Annotated in this window: 21 protein-coding genes and 1 tRNA gene; 8 read left to right on the forward strand and 14 right to left on the reverse strand. The window is 66.2% G+C overall.

Annotated elements, in window-relative coordinates:
• Positions 1 to 291: 291 nt before the first annotated feature.
• From AL3_RS00005 to AL3_RS00015, 3 genes are all read right to left on the reverse strand, one after another.
• The gene (locus tag AL3_RS00005; RefSeq protein ID WP_066295357.1) at positions 292 to 1,089 is read right to left on the reverse strand and encodes an MBL fold metallo-hydrolase; all 798 of its coding nucleotides are present in this window, start codon (positions 1,087 to 1,089) and stop codon (positions 292 to 294) included.
• A 6-nt stretch (positions 1,090 to 1,095) separates the two neighbouring features.
• Positions 1,096 to 2,202, reverse strand: coding sequence for a branched-chain amino acid aminotransferase (locus AL3_RS00010; protein ID WP_066295358.1), 1,107 nt, complete (start codon positions 2,200 to 2,202; stop codon positions 1,096 to 1,098).
• 62 nt (positions 2,203 to 2,264) lie between these two features.
• Entirely contained in the window at positions 2,265 to 3,329 is a 1,065-nt protein-coding gene (locus tag AL3_RS00015) for a 3-isopropylmalate dehydrogenase (protein WP_066295360.1), read from the reverse strand.
• 168 nt (positions 3,330 to 3,497) lie between these two features.
• Here AL3_RS00015 and AL3_RS00020 point away from each other — a divergent pair, with 168 nt between their 5' ends.
• The 6 genes from AL3_RS00020 (at position 3,498) to AL3_RS00045 (ending at position 9,838) form a co-directional block, all read left to right on the forward strand.
• Entirely contained in the window at positions 3,498 to 4,736 is a 1,239-nt protein-coding gene (locus tag AL3_RS00020) for a sensor histidine kinase (RefSeq protein WP_066296871.1), read from the forward strand.
• A gap of 2 nt (positions 4,737 to 4,738) precedes the next feature.
• The gene (locus AL3_RS00025) at positions 4,739 to 5,479 is read left to right on the forward strand and encodes a response regulator (protein ID WP_066295362.1); all 741 of its coding nucleotides are present in this window, start codon (positions 4,739 to 4,741) and stop codon (positions 5,477 to 5,479) included.
• 31 nt (positions 5,480 to 5,510) lie between these two features.
• Positions 5,511 to 5,825 carry an MmcQ/YjbR family DNA-binding protein gene (locus AL3_RS00030; RefSeq protein ID WP_066295364.1) on the forward strand — a complete coding sequence of 105 codons (315 nt, stop codon included), beginning with the start codon at positions 5,511 to 5,513 and terminating at the stop codon, positions 5,823 to 5,825.
• Positions 5,826 to 5,894: 69 nt separating this feature from the next.
• The gene (locus AL3_RS00035) at positions 5,895 to 6,665 is read left to right on the forward strand and encodes an ABC transporter ATP-binding protein (RefSeq protein WP_083521322.1); all 771 of its coding nucleotides are present in this window, start codon (positions 5,895 to 5,897) and stop codon (positions 6,663 to 6,665) included.
• A complete protein-coding gene (locus AL3_RS00040) occupies positions 6,658 to 9,183 on the forward strand; it encodes an ABC transporter permease (RefSeq protein WP_246168442.1) in 2,526 nt (841 codons plus the stop codon). Before AL3_RS00035 ends, AL3_RS00040 begins: the two co-directional genes overlap by 8 nt.
• Positions 9,184 to 9,328: 145 nt before the next feature.
• A complete protein-coding gene (locus AL3_RS00045) occupies positions 9,329 to 9,838 on the forward strand; it encodes a hypothetical protein (protein ID WP_066295367.1) in 510 nt (169 codons plus the stop codon).
• Positions 9,839 to 9,935: 97 nt separating this feature from the next.
• On the opposite strand, the gene metG is transcribed toward AL3_RS00045, so the two are convergent.
• The 8 genes from metG to ilvD form a co-directional block, all read right to left on the reverse strand.
• Complete coding sequence (metG, locus tag AL3_RS00050; protein WP_066295371.1) at positions 9,936 to 11,495, reverse strand: methionine--tRNA ligase; 1,560 nt, start codon at positions 11,493 to 11,495, stop codon at positions 9,936 to 9,938.
• 55 nt (positions 11,496 to 11,550) lie between these two features.
• Entirely contained in the window at positions 11,551 to 12,936 is a 1,386-nt protein-coding gene (locus AL3_RS00055; protein ID WP_246168441.1) for an FtsX-like permease family protein, read from the reverse strand.
• Complete coding sequence (locus tag AL3_RS00060; protein WP_066295373.1) at positions 12,933 to 13,661, reverse strand: ABC transporter ATP-binding protein; 729 nt, start codon at positions 13,659 to 13,661, stop codon at positions 12,933 to 12,935. Before AL3_RS00060 ends, AL3_RS00055 begins: the two co-directional genes overlap by 4 nt.
• Before the next feature lie 168 nt (positions 13,662 to 13,829).
• Positions 13,830 to 15,425, reverse strand: a complete 1,596-nt coding sequence (serA, locus tag AL3_RS00065; protein WP_066295375.1) for a phosphoglycerate dehydrogenase — start codon at positions 15,423 to 15,425, stop codon at positions 13,830 to 13,832.
• 157 nt (positions 15,426 to 15,582) lie between these two features.
• Entirely contained in the window at positions 15,583 to 16,608 is a 1,026-nt protein-coding gene (gene ilvC / locus AL3_RS00070) for a ketol-acid reductoisomerase (protein WP_066295377.1), read from the reverse strand.
• 46 nt (positions 16,609 to 16,654) lie between these two features.
• A complete protein-coding gene (ilvN, locus tag AL3_RS00075) occupies positions 16,655 to 17,167 on the reverse strand; it encodes an acetolactate synthase small subunit (protein ID WP_066295378.1) in 513 nt (170 codons plus the stop codon).
• Between the two features lie 4 nt (positions 17,168 to 17,171).
• Positions 17,172 to 19,079: an acetolactate synthase large subunit gene (locus AL3_RS00080; RefSeq protein ID WP_066295379.1), complete on the reverse strand. Its 1,908-nt coding sequence runs from the start codon at positions 19,077 to 19,079 to the stop codon at positions 17,172 to 17,174.
• 442 nt (positions 19,080 to 19,521) lie between these two features.
• Entirely contained in the window at positions 19,522 to 21,225 is a 1,704-nt protein-coding gene (gene ilvD / locus AL3_RS00085; protein WP_066295381.1) for a dihydroxy-acid dehydratase, read from the reverse strand.
• A 160-nt stretch (positions 21,226 to 21,385) separates the two neighbouring features.
• Between ilvD and AL3_RS00090 the strand changes: the two genes are divergently transcribed.
• A complete protein-coding gene (locus tag AL3_RS00090; protein WP_066295383.1) occupies positions 21,386 to 21,826 on the forward strand; it encodes a hypothetical protein in 441 nt (146 codons plus the stop codon).
• Positions 21,827 to 21,874: 48 nt separating this feature from the next.
• Here AL3_RS00090 and AL3_RS00095 read toward each other — a convergent pair whose 3' ends face one another.
• From AL3_RS00095 to bcp, 3 genes are all read right to left on the reverse strand, one after another.
• Positions 21,875 to 22,831 (reverse strand): 2-hydroxyacid dehydrogenase, encoded by a 957-nt coding sequence (locus AL3_RS00095; RefSeq protein WP_066295384.1) that lies wholly within the window; start codon positions 22,829 to 22,831, stop codon positions 21,875 to 21,877.
• Positions 22,832 to 22,949: 118 nt separating this feature from the next.
• Positions 22,950 to 23,034: transfer RNA gene (locus AL3_RS00100), tRNA-Leu, on the reverse strand.
• 53 nt (positions 23,035 to 23,087) lie between these two features.
• Complete coding sequence (bcp, locus tag AL3_RS00105; RefSeq protein WP_066295386.1) at positions 23,088 to 23,555, reverse strand: thioredoxin-dependent thiol peroxidase; 468 nt, start codon at positions 23,553 to 23,555, stop codon at positions 23,088 to 23,090.
• Positions 23,556 to 23,796: 241 nt separating this feature from the next.
• Between bcp and AL3_RS00110 the strand changes: the two genes are divergently transcribed.
• Positions 23,797 to 24,207, forward strand: coding sequence for a MarR family winged helix-turn-helix transcriptional regulator (locus AL3_RS00110; protein WP_370664869.1), 411 nt, complete (start codon positions 23,797 to 23,799; stop codon positions 24,205 to 24,207).
• Positions 24,208 to 24,282: the final 75 nt, after the last annotated feature.

Below are 24,282 nucleotides of genomic sequence, written 5' to 3' on the forward strand. Positions count from 1 at the left end.
GGCTGTCCGAGCCACACAAAAGCAACCGGATTTATCCGTGATTTTGTGTGGGTTTGGTTTCCGTTCCGACCAGTCCTGGTCGGCGGCAACTCGTTTATCTTGCCACACCCCGGGCAGTTCCTGCAACTCGGCGGGGCTGTGATGCCCCGCACCGTCCGGTCCAGCCTTCGGTGCGTGCCCTCCCCGTTCCGGAACCAGCCGGCCCCGGTGGGAAGTACAGATCCATTGTAGGGAGAGACGGGCGGCCGGGCGCAAGCCGAACGGCCGTGCCGGTGCTCACAACGGCCGGATTCAGCTGGTGACGCGCAGGTATTCCAGCTGTGCGGCAACCGAAAGCTCGGCCGCGGAACGGACTGACGCGGGCACATCCGCGTAGACGGCGTCGGTCACGTCCCCAACCGTGGCGCCCTCCCCCAGATGTTCCAGCGCCGATCTGATCTGCGCGAGCCGTTCGTCCCGGTGGTCACGGTAGGTCAGAACCACAGACTCGAGGTTCTCCAGGTCCGGGCCGTGGGCCGGCAGCACCGTGGTGGGGCCCAGCTTGCCGAGCTTGTCCAGGCTGGCCATAAAGTCCACCAGGGTTCCATCCGGGTAATCCAGCACGGTGGTTCCCCGGCCCAGAATGGTGTCACCCGTCAGCACCGAGCCGTTGGAACCGTCTGCGGGGAGATAAAAGCAGACGGAGTCGGACGTATGTCCCGGCGTCGCCACTACCTGGATCCGTGTGCCGCCGGCATGGATGACTTCGCCGTCGGCCAGCTTTTCTCCGCCGCGGCAGAAGCCCGGATCGGCGGCGCGGACAGGTGCACCCGTCAGCTGGTGCAGCCTTTCGGCTCCCTCTGTGTGGTCCGGGTGCCTGTGCGTGATCAGGATCAGGGCAATGTCGCCTGCGGCAGCCAGGGCCGCGAGGTGGTCTTCCTGGGCAGGACCCGGATCAACCACTACCGAGGGGCCGCCGTCTGCGGCGGCAATGATGTAGCTCTTCGTGCCGTCCAGGCTCATCGGCCCGGGATTGTCGGCCAGCCGGTACCGGGCGAGCGGGGAACTGCGCACCAGCTGTTCCGGTGCCGGCTGTGCCGATTCAGTCATCTCCGGTTACGCCAGCCGGGTCAGCCAGCCGCGGGTGTCCTCCACGGCTCCGGTCTGGATTCCCAGGAGTTCCCGGCGGATCGACATGGTGATTTCCCCTGCCGCAGCTTCCGGGGAACCGATGGTCTCGGTCTCCGACTTCAGCTCGCCGACCGGGGTGATTACCGCTGCGGTGCCGCAGGCGAAAACCTCGGTGATGTCGCCGGAGGCAACGCCGTCGCGCCATTCGTCCAGGGTGATCTTGCGTTCTTCAACCTGCAGTCCGCGGTCGCGTCCCAGCTGGAGCACGGAATTGCGTGTCACCCCGTGCAGGATGGTGCCGGACAGTGCCGGTGTCACGAGCCGCCCGTCCTTGAAGACGAAGAACACGTTCATCCCGCCGAGTTCTTCCACAGCGTTGTCATTGAACTCGTCCAGGAACAACACCTGCTTGCAGCCGTTGGCTTCGCCTTCCATCTGTGCGATCAGCGATGCGGCGTAGTTGCCGCCGCACTTGGCTTCGCCGGTTCCGCCGCGGCCGGCCCGGGCGTATTTCGTGGAAAGCCAGATGGACACGGGCCTGAGTTCGCCGCCGAAGTAGTTGCCGGCCGGTGAGGCGATGACACGGTAGGACACTTCCCGGGCCGGACGCACACCGAGGAACGGTTCGGTGGCGATCATGAACGGGCGCAGGTATAGGGATTCGCCGTCACCGGTGGGAACCCAGTCCCGGTCGACGGCGACGAGCTGGCTCAGGGATTCGAGGAACAGTTCCTCCGGCAGTTCCGGCAGGGCCAGGCGGCGGGCCGAGGTGTTGAGGCGGGCGGCGTTCGCTTCCGGGCGGAAGGTCCAGATGGACCCGTCCTGGTGGCGGTAGGCCTTGAGGCCTTCGAAGATCTCCTGGCCGTAGTGCAGCACCGCAGCTGCCGGGTCCATGGCGATCGGCCCGTAGGGCTCGACTCGGGCGTCCTGCCACTGGCCTTCGCCGTTTTCGCCGACCCGGTAATCAATGACGGCGGTGTGGTCCGTGAAGTGGTTTCCGAATCCCGGATCCGCGAGAATCCTTGCGCGTTCCTCCTCGGACTTGCGCTGGGCGGATAGCTTCTGGGTGAACTCCAGAGCGCTGACAGACATTATTCCTCCACGGTGAACGGGGAAGCCGTTCTCTTTGCCGATTGATTGGGTCACTGTTGAGCTTATGACACTGCCGCGGCGATCGCATCGCCGATTTCCGCCGTTTTGCGTGTGTGTGCGGTGCGGCCTGCGACGTCGGCTTCCACAGCCTGTTCCACGCGTTCCGCTTCGGAGTGGAAACCGAGGTGGTGCAGCAGCAGCGCCGCGGAGAGGATCGCCGCCGTCGGGTCGGCAATCTGCTGGCCGGCAATGTCCGGGGCTGAGCCGTGGACCGGCTCGAACATCGAGGGGAAGGTGCCTTCCATGTTGATGTTGCCGGAGGCTGCCAGCCCGATCCCGCCGGTGACCGCAGCAGCGAGGTCGGTGAGGATGTCGCCAAACAGGTTGTCAGTGACAATGACGTCGAACCGGGAGGGGTCCGTGGTCAGGAAGATGGTCGCGGCGTCAACGTGGAGGTAATCCACCGTGACGTCCGGGAACTCGGGGGCGACGGCGTCCACGGTCCGCTTCCACAGCTTGCCGGCGTAAACCAGGACGTTGTGCTTGTGCACCAGGGTCAGTTTCCTGCGCGGCCGGTCATTGGCCCGGCGGAAGGCGTCCCGGACCACGCGCTCGACGCCGTGGGCCGTGTTGAGCGAAACCTCGGTGGCGATTTCATGCGGGGTCCCGGTGCGCAGAGATCCGCCGTTGCCGACGTACGGACCTTCCGTGCCCTCGCGGACGACGATGAAGTCGATCTCGCCGGGATTGGCCAGCGGGCTGGCAACGCCGGGAAAGAGCTTGGACGGCCGCAGGTTCACAAAGTGGTCCAGGCTGAAGCGCAGCTTGAGCAGCAGTTCGCGCTCGATCAGGCCCGAGGGCATGGTGGTGTCCCCCGGTGCGGCGCCGACAGCGCCAAAGAGGATGGCGTCGTGCCCCTTGAGCGACTCCAGGGTTTCTTCCGGAAGGGTTTCACCGGTCCGGAGCCAGTGCTCTGCGCCCAGGGAGTATTCCGTGAGGTCGAAGCGGGCCGGGCTGCCCTGCGTCACCGCCGTCAGTACCTTGACGGCTTCTGCCGTGACTTCGGGACCGATGCCGTCGCCGGGGATGACGGCCAGGGAGATAACGTTCGACGCTGCTTCATTCATGGGCCAATTCTAGGAAGACTGTCCATATAGCGGTCAACACGTATCACATACTGAGACATCACAACGGAGCATCAGCGCCTCGGGTGCCGGCGCGGTCCGCGGCGGGCCCGAAGGTTCAGACCACGGCATGACGCGCCCCTCCACCGCCGGGCCCTAGAGTTGTTTTCCATGCTCCTGCACCGACGAATCTATGCCTGGGTCCAGGCCAACCCCGGCAAGGTGGACCTCGCGCAGGCCCTCGGCGTCACTTTGATCTTCGCAGTCCCGTTTTTGCTGTTCACCGGATCAGTGGTCGAGTTCCTCCTCTCCTGCGCGCTCTGCCTGCCGCTGGCCTGGAGCCGGTCCCGGCCGGTGACAGCCGCTGCGATCCAGGCCTCGGCGTGCCTGTTGTCGCTGGTCCTGGTTCCGGACACCGGGTTGCCGGCCTACGTCCTGGTTCTGGGCACCGTCTATTCCCTGGCCGCCCATGCCCCGCGCTGGGCCAGCCTCAGCGGGCTGGCCCTGGCCCTGGTCGGCGGGGTCCTGCTCATCCTGCGGTATCTGATCATCCCCTCGGTGCAGATGGTTGCCGGCACCCCGCAGTTTTTCCCCGGTCAGCTGGTGATCTTCGTAATCTCCGTGATCGCCGTTGACGCGGTGGTGCTGGTGGCCTGGACGTTTGGCGATCTGGCCCGCACCCGGCGCCTGGCCATGCAGGCCCTGAAGGACCATGCCCGCCGCCTGGAGGTGGAACGCCAGCAGGAACGCGATCTGGCCGCTGCCGATGAACGCACCCACATTGCCCGCGAAATGCACGACATCGTGGCGCACTCGCTCTCCGTCATCATTACGCAGGCCGACGGCGCCCGGTATGCGAGCGCCCAGGATCCGGAGATTGCCGCGAAGACCCTGGGCACCATCGCCGAAACCGGCCGGGGGTCACTGCGCGAAATGCGCCGGCTGCTGGGGGTCCTCCGCGGCGACGAGCTGGCCTCGACCCGCCCCCTGCCCACCCTTGACGACATCGATTCCCTGGTGGACGCCGTGCAGCGCGCCGGTCTGGAAGTACGGGTGAACCGAACCGGGATGATGCGCCGTCCACTGCCCGCCGGTGCGGAACTCACGGCCTACCGGGTGGTCCAGGAGTCACTGACCAACGTGCTCAAACACGCCGGCCCCCAGACGCACGCCGAGGTGGACCTCCAATGGACGCCCCGGGGCCTGGAAATCCAGGTGCGCGACGACGGCCGGGGAGCTGCGGCGGATGCCGCGACCCCCGGCGGCGCGGGGAACACCGCGGGCAGCCACGGCCAGGGCATCAAGGGCATGACCGAACGCGTGGCCCTTTACGATGGAAGCCTTATTGCTGCACCCGCGGCCGGCGGAGGATTCCGCGTGGCCGCCTTCATTCCCTATACGGAGGCCTAAGCATGACCGGCGCCCTGTCCCCCCATCCTGCCGGCGGCGAAGCCAGCCAGGAACCGATCCGCGTAGCCCTGGTCGATGACCAGCAGCTGGTCCGCGGCGGCTTCAAGATGCTCATCAACTCGCAGCCGGACCTGACTGTCGTGGCGGAAGCCGGCAACGGCGCCGAAGCCGTCCGGGTCCTCTCCTCGGTTCCTGCCGACGTCGTCCTGATGGACGTACGGATGCCCGGTATGGACGGGATTGAGGCCACCGCCAAGATCCTTGAGCGGGCAGCGGGGCAGCCGGAAGGCTCAACGGACGCTGGAATCCGGGTGGTTGTCCTGACCACCTTCGACCTGGACGAATATGCGCTCTCCGCCATCCGCGCCGGAGCCAGCGGTTTCCTGCTCAAGGACGCGCCGCCCGAGGAACTGCTGGACGCGATCCGGACCGTTCACCGCGGGGATGCCGTGATTGCTCCCTCCACCACGCGGAGGCTGCTGGACCATGTGGCTCCCCTGCTGCGCGAACCAACTCCCGAGGTCAGCCGGCACGCTGCCAGCGTGGAGACCCTGACGCCCCGCGAGCGCGAAGTGTTCACACTGATTGCCGGCGGCCTGTCCAATCCGGAGATCGCGGCGACGCTGTTCCTGTCCGAGGCCACGGTCAAGACCCACGTCGGCCACATACTTGCCAAGCTCGGCGCCCGGGACCGGGTGCAGGCGGTTGTCATCGCCTACGAAACCGGTATCGTCGCCCCATAGCGCGAAGCTGCCGTGCGGAGAGGGGCCTGTTGTGTCCACTCAGGACGACGTCCGTTCCATCTGCCTGGCGCTGCCCGGGGTTACCGAACGGCTGAGCTGGCAGCAGCCGGCCTGGTTTGCCCGCACGCTGATGGCCCGCATGTGGGAGGACGGCGTTCTTACGGTGAAATCGGAGGAACGCGAGGCCCTGGCCGGCACGGATCCGCAGAAGTTCTTCTGGACCCCGCATCATGACCGCTCACCCCTGCTGGTGCTGGTCCGGCTCGCTGCGGTGGAGGAGACAGAACTGCAGCAGCTGCTGCTGGAGTCCTACCAGCTGGCAGGCCCGCTTCCACCCACGGTATGACCCGGTGGACGGTAATCCCCCTCCACCCTCCGATGTGCCGGCACCGGCCGGCGAAATAGCGTTGGGGGTATGACAACCCTTACTGAGCAAAACCCTGTGCCCGGGCCCGGCAGCACCACGGCTGCCGCGGCGGCACAGGCACTGAACAAGACCTACGGAAAAGGCGACACCACTGTCCACGCCCTGCGCAGCGTGGACGTCAGCTTTGAGTCCGGCTCCTTCACCGCCATCATGGGCCCCTCCGGTTCCGGCAAGTCCACCCTCATGCACTGCCTGGCCGGGCTGGATTCGGCGGACTCCGGACAGATCTGGATCGGCGGTACGGAGATCACCGGACTGAATGACGCAGACGTCACCCGGCTACGCCGCGACAGCGTCGGATTCGTGTTCCAGTCCTTCAACCTCGTCCCCACGCTGACCGCGGAACAGAACATTACCCTTCCCGTCGCCCTGGCCAACGGGAAGGTGGACAAGCAGTGGCTGGCCGAGATCACCCGCACGCTCGGCCTGGAAGGGCGCCTCCTGCACCGCCCGCATGAACTCTCCGGCGGCCAGCAGCAGCGCGTGGCGGTGGCCCGTGCGCTGCTGACCCGCCCGCACGTTGTCTTCGGCGACGAACCCACCGGCAACCTCGACTCCCGCTCCGGTGCCGAGGTGCTCTCACTGCTGCGGCGCTCCACCCGGGAGATGGGCCAGAGCATCATCATGGTCACCCACGATCCGGTCGCGGCCTCCTACGCCGACCGCGTCGTTTTGATGAACGACGGCGAACTCGTCGGCGAGCTGTCAAAGCCCACCCCTGAATCGGTTCTTTCGGCCCTGACGAAGCTGGGTGCCTGACGTGCTGCAGGTAGCCCTGGCGCAGGTGCGCCTGAATGCGCGGCGCTTCATCGCCGTCGGCGTCGCGGTTCTGATCGCCGTCGGTTTCCTGACCGCGACGCTGATCATCAATTCCTCCTCCAAGGCGTCGCTGACGCAGAGTGTGGGGCAGAGTTTCCGGAACGCGGACCTGGTGGTGTCAGCGGGATACGACGACGAGTCCCAGAGCCTGGCGGTCCTCACCGAGGAGACCGCCAGCCTGGCCCGAGGTGTGAACGGCGTCACCGATGCCTATGCAGTCCGGACCAGTTACGTCACCATCGGCGGCAGCGGAAGCACCGCATTCGCCGAACTGAGGAACATTCCGACCGACAAGTCGCTGATGCCGGTCGACGTGGTTCAGGGCACCCTGCCCGCCACGGGCACGGAGATCGCCGTAGACCAGACCACGGCGGAGCGAAGGGGCCTTTCCCTGGGCTCGATGCTGCCCGTCGCGTCCCAGGACCCCACCACTGACGTGCCGCCGGCGGAACTGCGGGTCAGCGCGCTGGTGGAAACTTCCGCGGATCCCGGCATGATGGGCGCTGCCCAGCTCTACACAGTGGATGCGGCGGCCGCCCTGTATGCCGATCCCGCCTACGGTTTTGACAGCATCCAGCTTTCCCTCGCGGACGGAGCCTCACTGCAGGAGGTCCAGGCTGCGCTCCAGCAGGATCTGGCGGCTGCCGGCTTCTCCGCGGTCACCGTACGGACCGTGGAGGAACAGACCACGGAACTTGTCGCATCCCTGACCGGCGGCGAGGACGCCCTGACCGTCATCCTGCTGGCGTTCGCCGCCGTCGCCCTGCTGGTCTGTGCCCTGGTGGTTTCCAATACCTTCTCGGTGCTTGTGGCACAGCGGACGCGGGAACTTGCCCTGCTGCGCTGCATCGGCGCAGCCCGGTCCCAGATCCGCCGCTCCGTCCTTGTTGAGGCGCTCCTGGTCGGCATTGTGGCGTCTGTTGCCGGTGTGCTGGCTGCGATAGGTCTGGTCGCCGCAATCGTTGCCTACCTCCAGACGCAGCCCACCAGCGGATTCGCCACCATGGCCGTCACCCCCTGGTCGGTGGTGGCAGGCATGTCCGCCGGCATCCTGCTCACGGTCCTGGCCGCGCTGGTTCCGGCCCGCGCTGCCACCAGTGTGGCCCCGCTGGCCGCCCTGCGTCCGGCCGAGGACGTCCGTGCCGGTACCCGCAAGGGCCGGGTCCGGCTCACCGCCGGCCTGGTGCTGGCCGCGGGCGGCAGTGCCCTGCTGATCCTGGGTGCCGTGCGCGGAGACCTGCTGATCGCCCTCCCCGGCGGTCTGCTGAGCTTCATCGGTGTGCTGATGTGCTCCACCCTGTTCGTTCCGCCGCTGGTCCGCGCCGTCGGTGCCCTGGCCGCCCCGCTCGGTGTCCCGGGCAAGCTTGCCGCAGTCAACGCCGTCCGCAATCCGCAGCGCACGTCCGCGACGTCGTCGGCCCTGCTGATCGGCGTGACCCTGGTCGCCATGATGATGACCGGAGCGGCCACTGCACGCACCGCTTTCGATTCAGCGCTGTCCAGTGAATTTCCCGTAGACGTCAGCGTCCGGGGCGCCCTGCTGGATGGAAGTCCGCTGGACGCCGGAGACACCGACGCAGCACGGTCAGTGCAGGGCGTGGACAACGCTGTGCTGATGCCCGTCGCCGGAATGGCCGGGGGCAACGACGGCGAGATCGCTGTTTATGCGCTCGATCCCGCCGGGGCCTCCGTCCTCCAGGACCAGTCCCTGATTCCGGAGGACGGCGTGATCATCATGCCGCAGGGCACCGAAGCCAAGACCGTTACTGTCCGGGGAGCCTCCGGCGACACCGAGCTGAAGGTTAGAACCTCCGGCAGCGCCTTCTTCCCCGCGCTGGTCTCGGCAGAGACAGCCAGGACGCTGGGCGGGCTGCCCGCCATGCCGGAGGCGGGCGGCTATGCGCCTGAGCCCATGCTCTGGCTCTCAGTTGCTGACGGCCTGGGGACCAACGAGCTGATGGACCTTCAGTCGGAACTGGCCGCGGCCATCGGCGTGGAGGACTACCAAATCTCCGGCTCCTCGATTGAACGCGCGGCATACGAGCAGGTCATCGATGTGCTGCTGATGGTGGTGACCGGGCTGTTGGGAGTCGCCGTCGTGATCGCGCTGGTCGGCGTGGCGAACACGCTCTCCCTGTCCGTCCTGGAACGCACCCGGGAGTCCTCCCTGCTGCGTGCGCTGGGGCTCACCCGGGGCCAGCTGCGCGGCATGCTGGCGCTGGAGGCGGTGCTGATCGCGGGAGTGGCAGCCCTGTTCGGCTGCGTGCTCGGGGCACTGTACGGCTGGCTGGGCGCACAGTCCGCCCTGGGTTCCTTCGCCGCCGTCACGCCGGCCCTCCCCTGGGCCCAGCTGGGCGGCGTCCTCGCCGTCGCCCTGGCAGCAGGCCTGGTGGCCTCGCTGCTTCCGGCCCGCAGGGCTGCCCGGCTGTCTCCGGTGGCGGGACTGGCAGCGGACTGATCCGGAGTTGCTTCCCGGTGCGCGGGGTATCCGCCGGCTGGACGGATACCTCGCGCAACTGCTCGGCGATCTGCGAAGATACAAAGCAGACTGAGCGTTTGCGGCAGGTCTTGCCTGCCGCCCCGGAACGATGAAGGAGCCCGCCATGCCCCAGACTGAGTCCGGCAGGACCCCGCGCCACGAGTCGCTGGCCGCCTACTTGGATGACCATCTGCTGGGTGCGGAGTCCGGCGTACGGCTCTTCAAGGCAGCGCGCAGGACCTGGGAAGGCACCGAACACGAGGGCGTATTCGCCAGCCTCACGGAACAGATCTCCGATGAGCGGGACGAGCTCGAGACCCTGATCCTGGCACTCGGCTACCAGCGGAGCCGGATCAAGACGGCCCTGGCCTGGGTGGGGGCCCTGGTGGGGCGCGCCGGTCCGGTCAACCCGCTGAGCACCGGTTCCGGAACCACCGGCCAGCTCGAACTCGAAACGCTCCAGGCGATTGTGCGGGCCAAGGAGTGTCTCTGGCAGACGCTGCTGGTCCTCTCCGCCCACGACCACCGGTTCCATGCCCCGCGGATCCGGGAGCTGCTGGGCACGGCCCGGGAGCAGCAGGACGCCGTCGCCAAGGTCATGGAAGACACCGCGCCGGCACGCTTCCTGACCTAGGCCGGCACTCCGCCGGATTCCACATGAGACACAACAGAAGGTGGCCGGATCTCCGGCCACCTTCTGTTGTGTCAGTTGCTGCAGTGCCGGCGGCAGATTACTCCGCCGGTTCCTCGTACTTGGGGAAGATCGGTGCCGGAGCCGGCAGCGGGGTGCCGGGGACCAGCGCGGTGCCGAGCGCCGCGAAGGTCCGGGCCCCGCCGTCGGCCTGGCCGAGCAGGTCAAGCAGCTTCCCGGTGCTGGCGGGCATCACCGGCTGCGCCAGGATCGCCACGATCCGCAGCACCTCCAGCGTGACGTAGAGCACCGTGTTCATCCGCGCGGTGTCGGTCTTGCGAAGCACCCACGGCGCCTGCTCGGCGAAGTAGGCGTTGGTGTCCCCCAGCACCGCCCAGGCCGCTTCGAGTGCCCGGTGGAAGTCCTGCACGTCGTAGGCCTCGCGGGAAACCTCAAGCAGGCCGCGCGCGGCGGAGAGCAGAGCCTCATCCTCGGGTGTGAACTCCCCCGGTTCCGGGACGGCTGCGCCGCAGTTCTTCGCCACCATGGACAGGGACCGCTGGGCCAGGTTGCCCAGGTTGTTGGCCAGGTCCGCGTTCATCCGGCCGACGATGGCTTCGTGGCTGTAGGAGCCGTCAGCGCCGAACGGCACCTCACGCAGCAGGAAGAAGCGCACGGCATCGAGTCCGTACTGTTCCACCCAGTCCCCGGGCGCCACCACGTTGCCCAGCGACTTGGACATCTTCACGCCCTTGTTATGCAGGAAGCCGTGGATCATCACGCGCTTGGGCAGGGGCAGTCCGGCGGACATCAGGAAGGCCGGCCAGAAAATCGCATGGAAGCGGGAGATGTCTTTGCCGATCACGTGCACGTCCGCCGGCCAGTACTTCTTAAAGGCCTCCGAGTCGACGTCCGGGAAGCCGACGCCGGTCAGGTAGTTGGTCAGTGCGTCCACCCACACGTACATCACGTGGTCCGGGTTGCCGGGCACCGGAACGCCCCAGTCGAAGGTGGTCCGGGAAATCGAGAGATCCTCCAGCCCGCCCTTGACGAAGCTGATCACCTCATTGAACCGGGAACGCGGCGCGGCGAAGTCCGGCTGCTCCTCGTACAGGGCCAGGAGCTTCTCCTGGTAGTTGGACAGCCGGAAGAAGTAGCTCTCCTCCTCCGTCCAGGTCAGTTCGGTGTCCGTTGTCTTGGAGTAGCGGATGCCGTCCTCGCGGAGCTCGGTTTCATCTTCGCCGTAATACGCCTCATCCCGCACGGAGTACCAGCCGGCGTACTTGGAGAGGTAGATATCGCCGTTCTCTTCCATCCGCTTCCAGATGGCCTGCGCCGCGGCAACGTGGTCTGCGTCCGTGGTGCGGATGAACCGGTCATAGGAGGTGCCCAGGTCATCGTTCATCTTCCGGAACGCGGCGGAGTTGCGGTCCGCCAGTTCCTTGGCGGGGATGCCTTCCTTGTCCGCTGACTGCTGCATCTTCTGACCGTGCTCGTCGGTGCCGGTCATAAAGAAGACGTCGTATCCGTCCAGCCGCTTGAAGCGGGCCATCGCGTCGGTGGCGATCGCTTCCCACGCATGGCCGATATGCGGCACGCCGTTGGGATAGGAGATGGCAGTGGTGATGTAGAACGGGGTCTTGGAGTCGGTTGAAGTCACACTAGAAAATTACCCTGTTTGCCCGCCGGTTGTCGCTTTGCGTTCTCCCGGGCACTCAGCAGCCGGCACCGGCCGGGCCGGCAAGCACGCCGTCCAGCACCGGGCGGGTTGCCCGCAGCCCGCCGCGGACCAGCAGGACCCCCACTGCCAAAGAGGCAGCGATCACGGCCACCGAGAGCGGCGCGAGGACCAGGGCCAGGCCGGCCAGCGGGAAGACCAGCACGGCTGCGGACGCCGAGGAGAGCAGGCTGACTGTCAGCAGCGGTCCCATCACTGCCTGGGTCCGTGCCTGGTCGATCACCTGGGACGGCATTCCCATCCGGTCAAGGCTGACGTACAGGTCCGCCCGGTCCAGGATGCCGGCCGCCGAGTTGATGGCCGCGGAGCAGGCGACCATCAGGAAACCGGTGATCACGGTGATCAGGATCCCGGTGCGGATGTCCTGCAGCAGGAAATCCTCCGGTCCTGCACCCCCGGCCCCGTCGGCGAGAGCCACCCCGGTGCCGCCGAAGACGGCTACGAAGCTCACCATCGCCACCCCGCTGACCTGGCGCCACGCTGCCTTGGGCGCATCCAGGATGGTCCGGGCGGTGAGCAGCTGCGCCGGTGACTCCGCCCGGCGCAGCCGCCGGCGGGCGGCGACGGCGATCACCCACGGGCCGGCCAGGTTCAGGACGGCCCAGCCGGCGGCGAATCCGCCCAGAATCACCACAGTGGCGGCCGCTGCGTCCGCGAACGGCGTCTGGATCAGGATGAAGACCGTTCCGATGACCAGCAGGCCGGTGAGTCCCCGGAGCCAGTGTGCTTTCTGCGGCTGGGTCCGCATCCGAACACCCAGCGGGGTCAGCACCACACGGCGCAGTCCCGCTGCGGCACTGGCGGCTGCCAGCAGGACGACGGCGGCGGGCACGGCCGCGGCCACCAGCGGGTTCAGCCAGTACGCGGATCCAAGCGGCGCACCGTCAAACGGAATCAGCTGCACCAGGGGGCCGAGCAGCAGGTATCCGCCCAGGCCCGCCAGCGATCCGGCGAGGGCCAGTGCCGCTGACTCCAGGATGCTGACCAGGGCCACTGTTCCCGAGGTGGCACCCAGCAGCCGGAGGGTGGAAAGGTTCGCGTCTCGGCGCCGCGCAGACAGCCGGGCGGCGGAGGCACCCAGTGTCAGCAGCGGCACCAGGAGCAGGACCAGGGCCAGTGCGGCCAGCAGCTGGTAAAGGCCGGCCAGCTCAGTCGTCCAGGTCAGGAAGGTCAGTGCGCCGGCCAGGACGGTGAGCAGCAAAGTGGTGACGACGGCGAACGCAGCCACCGGAAGCAGGGCAGCAGACCTCCCGGCGGACCGGGGCCTGGCCAGCAGCCAGGCGACGCGGAAGGGCACCGCCCCGCCGGCCCGGAGGGGACGGTTCCCGATGACGCCGGGTGCGGGTTCGACGGCGCGGTTCACCGGGCACCGCCCCGCACCTGCGCGGAGCCGTCCCCTATGGTCCCGTCCGCTGTGGTTCCGTCCGCCAGCGTGATGGTCCGGCTGCACCACGCCGCAACCGAGGGGTCATGGGTGACGACAACCAGCGTCTTGCCGGTGTGAACCGTGGATTCCAGCAGCACCTGCATCACCTCGGCGGAGGTACGGGAATCCAGGGCACCGGTGGGCTCATCGGCGAACAGGACCTGGGCGCCGGTGACCTGGGCCCGGGCGATGGCAACCCGCTGCGCCTGGCCGCCGGAGAGCTCGCCGATCCGGCGCTGTTCCATCCCTGCCAGTCCCAGCCGGGCCAGCCACTGCGCCGCCGAGGCTTCGGCAGCGGCCCGCCGGACTCCGTTCAGCATCAGGGGCATGGCTACGTTCTCCCCTGCGGTCAGCTCCGGAATCAACAGCCCCTGCTGGAACACAAAACCGAAGTCCCGGCGGCGCAGGAGCGAACGCCCGGCGTCGTTCAGGGACGAAATGTCCGTCCGCGTCCCGGGAAGCTGCAGCAGCACCGTCCCGCTGTCCGGCTGCACGATTCCGGCGAGGCAGTGCAGCAGGGTTGTTTTGCCGGATCCGGACGCGCCCATCACCGCCACCGACTCACCGGCGCGGATGCCAACGGATACGCCGTTCAGCGCGGTCGTGCTGCCGTAGGTTTTTCTCAGGTTGTGGGCGCTCAGAAGCGGAAGATCTGCACTCATGCTTCCAGTCTCCGTTGTGGCGCCCGCCCGGCGCGTCGGATTCCGGCATGAACCGGCGGGACGCGCCGTCGTACTGCGGGTGGAGACGGGTCAGCGAGCCCTGCTGCCGTAGACGCAGATGAGGCCGGCCCCAACGGGACCGGCCTCATCCTGACAAACTCTGCGGAATTAGTCCTGCAGATCCACTTCGCGGGCCACGGAGGCACCGATGGCGTCGCGGAGGGTTTCCAGGACGTCCTGCGGCACCGAGGAATCCACGGTCAGCAGGGACAGCGCCTGGCCGCCTTCGGAGTTCCGGGCCACCTGCATACCGGCAATGTTGATGTCCTTTTCGCCCAGCACCTGGCCGAGGGAGCCGATGACGCCGGGACGGTCCTGGTAGATCAGCACCAGCAGGTGTTCGCTGATGGGGATTTCCAGGTCGTAGCCGTTGACGCCCACCAGCTTCTGGATCTGCTTCGGCCCGGTCAGGGTGCCGGCCACCTCCAGCTGCGTGCCGTCGGAGAGGGCGCCGCGGATGGTCAGCAGGTTGCGGTAGTCGTCCACGTCGGGCGTGGTGATCAGCCGCACGGCGATGCCGCGCTGCTCAGCGAGCACGGGAGCGTTCACGTAGGACACCTGCTCGGAGACGATGTCGGTGAAGATGCCCTTCAGTGCGGCCAGTTCCAGTGCCTTGACGTCCAGGGACGCGATCTCGCCGGCCACCTCGATGTCGATGGCGGTCATGGAGTCGTGGGCCAGGGCGGTGAAGATCCGTCCCAGCTTTTCGATCAGCGGAATGCCCGGGCGGACGTCCTCGGCGATCACACCGCCGGCGACGTTCACGGCGTCGGGGACCAGCTCACCGGCCAGGGCCAGGCGCACGGACTTGGCCACGGAAATGCCGGCCTTCTCCTGCGCTTCGTCGGTGGATGCACCCAGGTGCGGGGTGACGATGACGTTGTCCAGGGACATAAACGGCAGATCGGTGCTCGGTTCCTTGACGAAGACGTCCACGCCGGCGCCGGCGATCTTGCCTTCGGTCAGGGCCGTGTAGAGGGCTTCCTCATCCAAGAGGCCGCCGCGGGCCACGTTCACCACGTAGGCGGTGTCCTTCATCTTCTCGAACGCGTCGGCGCCAAGCATGCCCAGGGTTTCCGGAGTCTTGGGCATGTGGATGGTGACGAAGTCCGACTGTTCCAGGAGCTCATCCAGGGTGACCAGCTTGACGTTCAGCTGGGCCGCGCGGGCCGAGGTGATGTACGGATCATAGGCCAGCACCTCGGTGCCGAAGCCCTGCACTCGGGCTGCCACCAGGGCGCCGATGCGGCCCAGGCCGATGATGCCGATCTTCTTCTCGAAGAGCTCGGTGCCGGTGTATTTGGAGCGCTTCCACTCGCCGCCCTTGAGCGCGGCGGAGGCCTGCGGGATGTGGCGGGCCAGGGAAAGGATGTGGCCAACGGTCAGCTCCGCAGCGGAGATGATGTTCGACGTCGGCGCGTTAACCACCATCACGCCGGCCTGGGTCGCTGACCGGATGTCCACGTTGTCCAGGCCCACGCCCGCGCGGGCAATGACCTTCAGGTTCTTGGCGGCGGCAATAGCTTCGGCGTCGACCTGGGTGGCGGAGCGCACCAGGATGGCGTCAACGTCTTTGATGGCGGACAGCAGCTGGGTACGGTCTGCTCCGTCGGTCTGGCGAATCTCGAAATCGGGGCCGAGGGCCTCAACCGTGGCAGGCGAAAGTTCCTCCGCAAGGAGTACTACTGGTTTGGTGGCAGTCACCGATGACCTCTTTAGCTGTGTGTCGATGTGGTTTGGGTATTCACGCCGGAGGCCGGACCCGTTGCCGGGCCCGGCCTCCTTACCGAAACGGCTTGCTTTTTAAGCCTAGCGTGCCGCTTATTGACACGGGGAATCCGCGTCTTTGTTACTCAGGTGACTAGCGTGCGACGGAACCTTCGGTGTAATCGTCGTCGGACTTGATCCAGGAGAAGAGCTTGCGCAGCTCGCGGCCGGTGGCCTCGATCGGGTGGTCTTCACCCTTCTGGCGCAGTTCCTTGAACTCCGGAGCGCCGGCGTCCTGGTCATCGATGAAGCGCTTGGCGAAGGCACCGTTCTGGATGTCGGCGAGGACAGCCTTCATGTTTTCCTTCACCTCGGGGGTGATGACGCGCGGGCCGGAGACGTAGTCGCCGTACTCGGCGGTGTCGGAAACGCTCCAGCGCTGCTTGGCGATGCCGCCCTCAACCATCAGGTCGACGATCAGCTTCAGCTCGTGCAGGACCTCGAAGTACGCGACCTCCGGCTTGTAGCCGGCTTCGGTCAGGGTTTCGAAGCCGTACTGGATCAACTGCGAAGCGCCGCCGCAGAGGACAGCCTGCTCGCCGAAGAGATCGGTTTCGGTCTCTTCGGTGAAGGTGGTCTCGATGACGCCTGCACGGGTGCCGCCGATGGCCTTGGCGTAGGAAAGCGCCAGGTCCTTGGCCTTGCCCGAAGCATCCTGCTCCACGGCGATCAGGTCGGGAACACCGCGGCCGGCTTCGAATTCGCGGCGGACGATGTGGCCCGGGCCCTTCGGTGCCACGAGGGCAACGTCGACGTCGGCCGGCGGCTGGATGTAGCCGTAGCGGATGTTGAAACCGTGGCCGAAGAACAGTGCGTCACCGGACTTCAGGTTCGGTGCGATCTCCTCCGCGTAAACGAAGCGCTGGACCTGGTCCGGCGTCAGCACCATGATCAGGTCGGCTTCGGCTACGGCCTCGGCGACGCTGAGGACGCGCAGGCCCTCGGCCTCGGCCTTGGCGCGGGACTTGGAGCCTTCCTTGAGGCCAACGCGGACATCAACACCGGAATCGCGCAGGCTGAGGGCGTGTGCGTGGCCCTGGCTGCCGTAGCCGATGACGGCGACTTTGCGTCCCTGGATGATCGACAGGTCGGCGTCGTCGTCGTAATACATGTCAGTCACTTCAATATCTCCTGTTTGGGTTCTTGGATAAAGGTTTTGGTGGAACCTAGGCGCTGCGCAGCGCGCGGTCGCTCATCGACTTCGCGCCGCGGGCAACGGCCAGGGTTCCGGATTGAACAATTTCGCGGATGCCAAAGGGCTCCAGCACTGAAAGCAGTGCATTGAGCTTATCGGCGGTGCCAGTTGCTTCAACGATCAGGGAGTCGGTGGACACATCTACCACTGAAGCACGGAACAGCTCGGCTGCCTGGGTTACCTGCAGCCGGGTTGCGGCATCCGCGCGAACCTTGACCAAGATGTGGTCGCGTTGCACGGAAGACTCGGGAACCAGCTCGACGATTTTGATGACGTTGACGAGCTTGTTCAGTTGTTTGGTGACCTGCTCGAGCAGATCCCCCTCGGCCTCGACGACCACGGTGATGCGGGACAGCCCGGCAACCTCCGAAGGTCCGACAGCCAAAGAATTGATGTTGAACGCCCGGCGGGCGAACAGGGACGCAACCCGGGTCAGGACACCGGGGACGTCTTCGACCAGTACGGAAAGGGTGTGGCGTGCCATGTCCCTACTCCTCCTCTTCCCAGGTGGGCGTCATGTTGCGGGCAATCTGGATGAGGTCGTTGCTGACCCCGGTCGGGACCATCGGCCACACCATGGAGTCGCGGCTGACCACGAAGTCAATGACCACGGGGCGGTCGTTGATTTCCAGCGCCTGCTTGATGGTGGCGTCGATGTCCTCTTCGCGTTCGCAGCGCAGGCCCACGCAGCCGTAGGCATCAGCCAGCTTGACGAAGTCCGGCACCCGGACGGTGTCGTGTCCGGTATTCAGGTCCGTGTTGGAGTAGCGCGAGTTGTAGAACAGGGTCTGCCACTGCCGCACCATGCCCAGCGAGGAGTTGTTGATAATGGCAACCTTGATCGGGATGTTGTTGATCAGGCAGGTGGCCAGTTCCTGGTTGGTCATCTGGAAGCAGCCGTCGCCGTCGATCGCCCAGACCACACGGTCCGGGTTGCCGACCTTGGCGCCCATGGCGGCGGGCACGGAGTAGCCCATGGTGCCCAGGCCGCCGGAGTTCAGCCACGCGCGGGGACGCTCGTAGTTGATGAACTGTGCGGTCCACATCTGGTGCTGGCCCACACCGGCCACGTACACGCCTTCGGGACCGGTGAGTTCACCGATGCGCTTGATGACCTGCTGCGGGGCGATGTGTCCGTCTTCGGGCTCGGTCCAGCCCGTGGGGTAGGTGTCCCGCAGCCGGGAAATCACTGACCACCACGGGGAAATGTCCGGCGTGCCGGAGGCCTCGAACTGGGCGCGGACGGCGTCTGTCAGTTCGGGAAGGATCTCCTTGACCGAACCAACGATCGGAACGTCGGCCGTGCGGTTCTTGGAAATTTCCGCGGGGTCGATGTCCGCGTGGATGACCTTGGCGTTGGGAGCAAAGGTGCTCAGTACGCCGGTGACGCGGTCGTCGAAGCGGGCGCCCAGGGTGATGAGCAGGTCCGACTGCTGCAGTGCGGTGACGGCGGAGACGGAACCGTGCATACCGGGCATGCCGACGTGCTGCGGGTGGGAATCGGGGAAGACTCCGCGGGCCATCAGCGTGGTCACCACGGGCGCACCGACTGTCTCTGCCAGCTCCAGCAGTTCCTGCGAGGCGTTGGCCTTGAGGACACCGCCGCCGACGTAGAACACCGGGCGCTGGGCAGCGGCGATCAGCCGGGAAGCTTCCCGCACCTGCTTGGAGTGTCCGCGGACCACCGTGCGGTAGCCGGGCAGGTCGATCTTCGGCGGCCAGGAGAAGGTTGTTTTTCCCTGCTGGGCATCCTTGGTGATGTCCACCAGGACGGGGCCGGGGCGGCCGCTGGTGGCAATGTGGAAGGCCTCGGCCAGGACGCGGGGAATGTCGTCCGCGTTGGTCACCAGGTAGGAATGCTTGGTGATCGGCATGGTGATGCCGACGATGTCTGCTTCCTGGAAGGCATCCGAGCCGATGACCGCGCTCGAAACCTGGCCGGTGATGGCAACCATGGGCACGGAGTCCATGTGCGCGTCCGCGATGGCGGTGACCAGGTTGGTGGCGCCCGGGCCGGAGGTGGCGATGCAGACACCGGCGCGGCCGGTGACCATGGCATAACCTTCGGCTGCGTGGCCGGCGCCCTGCTCGTGCCGCACCAGGATGTGCCGCAGCTTCTTTGAATCCATCAGCGGATCATAGGTCGGCAGGATGGCGCCGCCGGGGAGGCCGAAGACGTCATCGACTCCGAGCTCTTCGAGCGAACGGACGATGGCCTGCGAACCGGTCATCTCGGTGGGAGGTACTACGTTATTCGGACCTTGGACACGCGTGTCCATAGCTTCAGCCGAGGCCGCTACAGGGGATGCTGCATCTTGTTTCTTGGCATGCACGGACCGGGCCGGGCCTGCCTTCTGTGCCATCAGCGACGGGCTGATTGGCGATCCCTTACTCATCGGAAACTTCCTTTGCGGATACATATCCATGTTGTTCTGATGCGGCGGCTGCCCGGGCGGTCGGACCGGTGCGGCCTTTGTACTTTCTGAAGCCAATAAAAAAACCCCTCGTGCCTGTTGGCTCCGTAGGGGTTCGCGCGTGACGTCTTTTTCAAGTCGGGCTGTTACGCCACGCGCTTGGTAAGGACGACGGTTACGATCTGCATACTGCTCAGTCTTCCCCTCCCCCGGTTCCAGTGTCAACCGGAGGCTTTACCGTCTCATTATATGGACAGCGGTTCCACCTTCTGGACACCCCGAACTCCAGAGACGGCAGGATTCCCACCCCGCACTAGCGGGTTTTGAAGCATGCCCTTTAGAGGCGGCAGGGCTTAATAAGGTTGAAACCCCTTAGGGGCCCCAAGCGTCAGGCGCTCCAGCGCCTGACGCTTGGGGAGGGGTTTCAACCGCAGTAAGCGCCCGTCGAGGCCGAGTTGACCATCTTGGCGTACTTGGCCAGGACACCCTTGGTGAACTTGGCCGGGAGGGGCTCCCAGCCGATCCTGCGGGCTTCGAGTTCTTCGGGATCCACCAGCAGGTCGAAGCTGCGGGCGGCGATGTCCACGCGGATCCGGTCCCCGTCCTTGACGAAGGCGATGGGACCGCCGTCGACCGCTTCCGGCGCCACGTGCCCGATGCACAGGCCGGTGGTGCCGCCGGAGAACCGGCCGTCGGTGAGCAGCAGGACGTCCTTGCCCAGCCCGGCGCCCTTGATTGCACCGGTGATGGCAAGCATCTCGCGCATGCCCGGGCCGCCCTTGGGGCCTTCGTAGCGGATGACGACGACGTCGCCGGCGTGGATCTCTCCGGCGTCGAGCGCGTCCAGGGCGCCCTGCTCGCGTTCGAACACGCGGGCGGTGCCTTCGAAGACATCGGCGTCGAACCCGGCGCTCTTCACGACGGCGCCTTCCGGGGCCATGGAGCCGTGCAGGATGGTGATGCCGCCGGTCTTGTGAATCGGGTTGTCCAGGGCGCGGAGCACCTTGCCGTCCGGATCCGGCGGGTTGATCGCTTCGAGGTTTTCCGCGACGGTCTTGCCGGTGACGGTGAGGCAGTCGCCGTGCAGCAGGCCGGCATCGAGCAGGGCCTTCATGATGACCGGCACACCGCCGATCTTGTCGACGTCGAACATCACATAGCGGCCGAACGGCTTCAGGTCACCCAGGTGCGGGATCTTGTCGCCAATGCGGTTGAAGTCCTCGAGCGTCAGGTCAACCTCGGCCTCGCGGGCGATGGCCAGCAGGTGCAGGACGGCGTTCGTGGAACCACCGAAGGCCATGGTGACGGCGATGGCGTTTTCGAACGCCTTTTTGGTCATGATGTCGCGGGCGGTGATGCCCTTGCGCAGCAGGTTGACGACGGCTTCGCCGGACTTGCGGGCGAATTCGTCGCGCCGGCGGTCGGCCGAGGGCGGGGCAGCGGATCCGGGCAGGGACATACCCAGGGCCTCACCGATGCAGGCCATCGTGTTGGCGGTGTACATACCGCCGCAGGCACCTTCACCCGGGCAGATAGCCCGTTCAATGGTGTCCAGGTCCTTGAGGCTCATCTTGCCGGCGGCGCAGGCGCCCACGGCTTCAAAAGCATCAATCAGGGTGACTTCGCGCTCCGTGCCGTCCTCCATTTTGGCGAAGCCGGGCATGATCGAACCGGCGTACAGGAAGACGCTGGAGAGGTCCAGGCGGGCTGCTGCCATCAGCATGCCCGGGAGGGACTTGTCACAGCCTGCCAGCAGGACGGAGCCGTCCAGCCGTTCAGCCATCATGACTGTCTCGACCGAGTCGGCGATGACTTCGCGGGAGACCAGCGAGAAGTGCATACCTTCGTGGCCCATCGAAATACCGTCAGAGACGGAAATGGTGCCGAACTGCATCGGGAACCCGCCGCCCGCATGGACGCCTTCCTTGGCGCCCTGGGCCAGCCGGTTCAGGGACAGGTTGCACGGGGTAATTTCGTTCCAGGAACTGGCGATGCCAATCTGCGGCTTGGCGAAGTCGTCGTCCCCCATACCGACAGCACGGAACATGCCGCGTGCAGGGGCCGCGTGAATACCGTCGGTTACAACTCGGCTGCGGGGTTTGATGTCAGGGGTGTTCTCCATGCTCATACCCGAAATCCTATTCCCAAGCCGGCCCCGCGGGCGCATCCGCCGGTCCGTGCCGCTGCTTGTTACGCCCGGGTTACGCAGCCTGGACGGCGGCATCAAGTTTGCCTTCGCGCCGCATCGCTTCCCCCCAATGGGGGCGCATGTCCATACACTGGGGACCATGACTCCGGAACCCGGCTCACCCGATGTCCAGTCCAGCGAAGCCCTGAAGACCCTGCTCCGCAGGATCTTCGATTCGCAGATCCCCAACTACGGGGACTACAACCTGGTCTGTGCCACACCGGCTCCCGGCTCCTCCACCTACTACGTGATGGGCTACCGCTGGCGGCCTGCGGAACTCGTCTTCGCCCCGTTCTCCCCCGGCTCCTTCGAGAGCATTGAACCTCCGACGGCGGTGAACACAACCAATCTCTCGCACGCGGACGAGGTTGGACCGGGCAGTTACGAAGTGGGTACCACCACCGGGCGGATCTTCCGTTTCGGAGTTGAGCCCGAGGCGAAGCTGTCCCCCGGCAACGGCGGAGCGCAGCAGCGGGTACTCCAGGAAGCGGACCAGGAGGACTTCAATTCCTTCCTGGACACCTTCCTGGAGCTCGCCTAGGACCTGCGCCTGCCCGCTCCCGCGGGCCGGATCAAACTACGTGCCGGGTCAGGCCCAGGGCCCGCGCTGCACGAGGTTAAGCGGCTCGCGCCCATCGGACAGCCGGTGCACCTGGCGGCGCAGGAACGCCTGGATCCTGGGCGTGAAGGCGTCCGAGTTCCCGCCCACATGCGGCGTCAGGATAACGTTCCGCGCTTTCCACAGCGGATGGTCCGCGGGCAGCGGCTCCGGGTCGACGACGTCGAGGGCAGCCTTGAGCCTGCCGGATACCACTTCTTCGGTCAGGGCATCGGTGTCGACCACCGCCCCGCGGGCCACATTCACCACCAAGGCGCCGTCCGGAAGGGCAGCCAGCACCTCCCGGCCCACCAGGTGCCGGGTCTGCTCAGTCAGCGGCGTAATCAGCACCAGCACATCGGTGCGGGAGGCCAGCTCCACCAGTTCATCGGTGCCGTGGACATGCCCTTCATTCTCATCCCGTGCCTGGCTGCCCACGCGGGTGAGCTCCACTTCAAACGGTGCCAGCCGGGCCGCGATCTCCCGGCCGATCCCGCCTACTCCCACCAGCAGGACGCGCCGGTCAGCCAGTCCGGGGCAGCGCTGCGGATTCCAATGGGCATCCAGCTGGTCACGGACCGCCGCATCTATGCCGCGGAGGGAGGCGAGCATCAAACCAACCGCAAGTTCCGCCGTCGCCGCTGCGTGGACGCCGGCCGCGCTGGCAACCGCTGTACCGCTGCCCACCAGCTCCGGAAGCCCGTCGTGGCCGGTGGTCTGTGCCTGGAGCAGCTGAAGGTTGGGGACCCGGGCGACGCCGGAGCGCCAGTCAGCGGCGCTCGCGTAGGGGGTCACGACGGCGTCGATCTCCGGGTAGTCCAGCCCGCGGGGCTCACCGACCAAATCCCAGACCCCTGCCCGCATACCGGCGGGCAGCGGCCCCAGGGCATCGAGAAGTTCTTCCGTCGGAACGGTGATGTTTCGGACTGCGCGTGATTCTGGTGACATGCGACATAAGCCTAGCGGGCGGGCAGCCGGCCCTTGGCAAGAAAAGGCACCCCGGTCAAAAGACCGGGGTGCCTGAGATGATCCGGCGTATCCGGGAAGGATGCCTCGACCCTTCATCTGGTGCGCGAGGAGGGACTTGAACCCACACGTCCGAAGACACTGGAACCTAAATCCAGCGCGTCTGCCAATTTCGCCACTCGCGCGCGGCCTGCCCCGGATGACCGGGGCAAATGCCAGCCTTTAGTGTACCCGAGGTTCAGTCGAGACCGAGATCACGCCGAAGCTTGGCAACATGTCCGGTGGCCCGCACGTTGTACTGGGCGAGGGCAATCCGACCTTCGGGATCCACCACCACGGTGGACCGGATGAGACCTTCGTACACCTTGCCGTAGTTCTTCTTTTCGCCCCAGGCACCGTATGCCTCGGCAACCGCGTGGTCAGGGTCGGAGAGCAGCGGGAAGGTAAGGGCCTCATCCGCAGCGAATTTTGCAAGCTTCTCCACTTTGTCGGGGGAAATTCCCAGCACTGCAAACCCGGCGGCGGACAGGGAGTTCAGGTTGTCCCGGAAGTCGCACGCTTCCTTGGTGCAGCCCGGAGTTGCCGCTGCCGGATAGAAGTACACAATGACGCTGCGGCCACGCAGGTCCGCGAGCGATACGACGGAGGAATCGGACGCCGTCAGGGTGAAATCAGGTGCGATGTCACCAACGGTTAGTCTGGGCATTGAACAGGTGCTCCTTCGGTATCGATTGCGCATCGGCTGTGTCACAGGACGACAGCAGGCTTTCGGATGGATATCCTAGACACTGGATTTGTAGGCTATCCGATTGGCCTGGCGAATCCGTACTCGAAAGGAAGAGTTCAGTTTTATGCCGGATATGGAGCATTGGCCCACCGGTCGCCTCTTGTCAACCGCTGCCCGTCTGGTGGAGCATGCCTGGAATGAGCGACTGGTCCGTATAGGGGTGACGCATGCAGGCGTCATCGCACTTGGCGTCCTGGATTCCCAGGGGCCCATGACCCAGGCCCACCTTGCCCAGCTGGTCCGGGTCCAGGCACAGACGATGGGCAAAACGCTCTCCAGGCTGGAGTCCCACGGCCATGTAACACGTGTCCGCAATGACCTGGACAAGCGCAGCCACATGGTTTCGATCACCCCCGCCGGCGTCGAGGCGCTGCGGGAGGCGCACGACATTGAACGGACGCTGCTCGACGGCGAGGAACTGCTTTCCGAAGACCTGCGCAGCCAGCTGAGAAGTGTCATCCGCGAACTTGGGAACCCGCGCTGGCAGATGGCAGTGGACGTTCCCGGCCTCCCCGTTCCGCTCGATACACCGCTGGCTCCGCCGCTGAACCCGGAGCAGCAAACCGCCTAACAGCACCCGGCCCGCCGTCCCAAGGACCGCCGGCAGCAGAGTTTCCAGTGTGCGCGCTCACTTCTGAGCGTGCAC

The organism is Arthrobacter luteolus NBRC 107841 (assembly GCF_001552075.1).
GTDB classification, from domain to species: domain Bacteria; phylum Actinomycetota; class Actinomycetes; order Actinomycetales; family Micrococcaceae; genus Arthrobacter_B; species Arthrobacter_B luteolus.

Bases quoted from the DNA above. Each gene is read 5' to 3' on its own strand.
- AL3_RS00060 (WP_066295373.1), bottom strand. From the start codon at position 13,661: ATGAGTGCAGATCTTCCGCTTCTGAGCGCCCACAACCTGAGAAAAACC.
- AL3_RS00080 (WP_066295379.1), bottom strand. From the start codon at position 19,079: ATGAGTAAGGGATCGCCAATCAGCCCGTCGCTGATGGCACAGAAGGCA.
- ilvN (WP_066295378.1), bottom strand. From the start codon at position 17,167: ATGGCACGCCACACCCTTTCCGTACTGGTCGAAGACGTCCCCGGTGTC.
- AL3_RS00090 (WP_066295383.1), top strand. From the start codon at position 21,386: ATGACTCCGGAACCCGGCTCACCCGATGTCCAGTCCAGCGAAGCCCTG.
- AL3_RS00035 (WP_083521322.1), top strand. From the start codon at position 5,895: ATGACAACCCTTACTGAGCAAAACCCTGTGCCCGGGCCCGGCAGCACC.
- AL3_RS00015 (WP_066295360.1), bottom strand. From the start codon at position 3,329: ATGAATGAAGCAGCGTCGAACGTTATCTCCCTGGCCGTCATCCCCGGC.
- AL3_RS00005 (WP_066295357.1), bottom strand. From the start codon at position 1,089: ATGACTGAATCGGCACAGCCGGCACCGGAACAGCTGGTGCGCAGTTCC.
- AL3_RS00025 (WP_066295362.1), top strand. From the start codon at position 4,739: ATGACCGGCGCCCTGTCCCCCCATCCTGCCGGCGGCGAAGCCAGCCAG.
- AL3_RS00095 (WP_066295384.1), bottom strand. From the start codon at position 22,831: ATGTCACCAGAATCACGCGCAGTCCGAAACATCACCGTTCCGACGGAA.
- ilvD (WP_066295381.1), bottom strand. From the start codon at position 21,225: ATGAGCATGGAGAACACCCCTGACATCAAACCCCGCAGCCGAGTTGTA.
- bcp (WP_066295386.1), bottom strand. From the start codon at position 23,555: ATGCCCAGACTAACCGTTGGTGACATCGCACCTGATTTCACCCTGACG.
- AL3_RS00045 (WP_066295367.1), top strand. From the start codon at position 9,329: ATGCCCCAGACTGAGTCCGGCAGGACCCCGCGCCACGAGTCGCTGGCC.
- AL3_RS00010 (WP_066295358.1), bottom strand. From the start codon at position 2,202: ATGTCTGTCAGCGCTCTGGAGTTCACCCAGAAGCTATCCGCCCAGCGC.
- AL3_RS00020 (WP_066296871.1), top strand. From the start codon at position 3,498: ATGCTCCTGCACCGACGAATCTATGCCTGGGTCCAGGCCAACCCCGGC.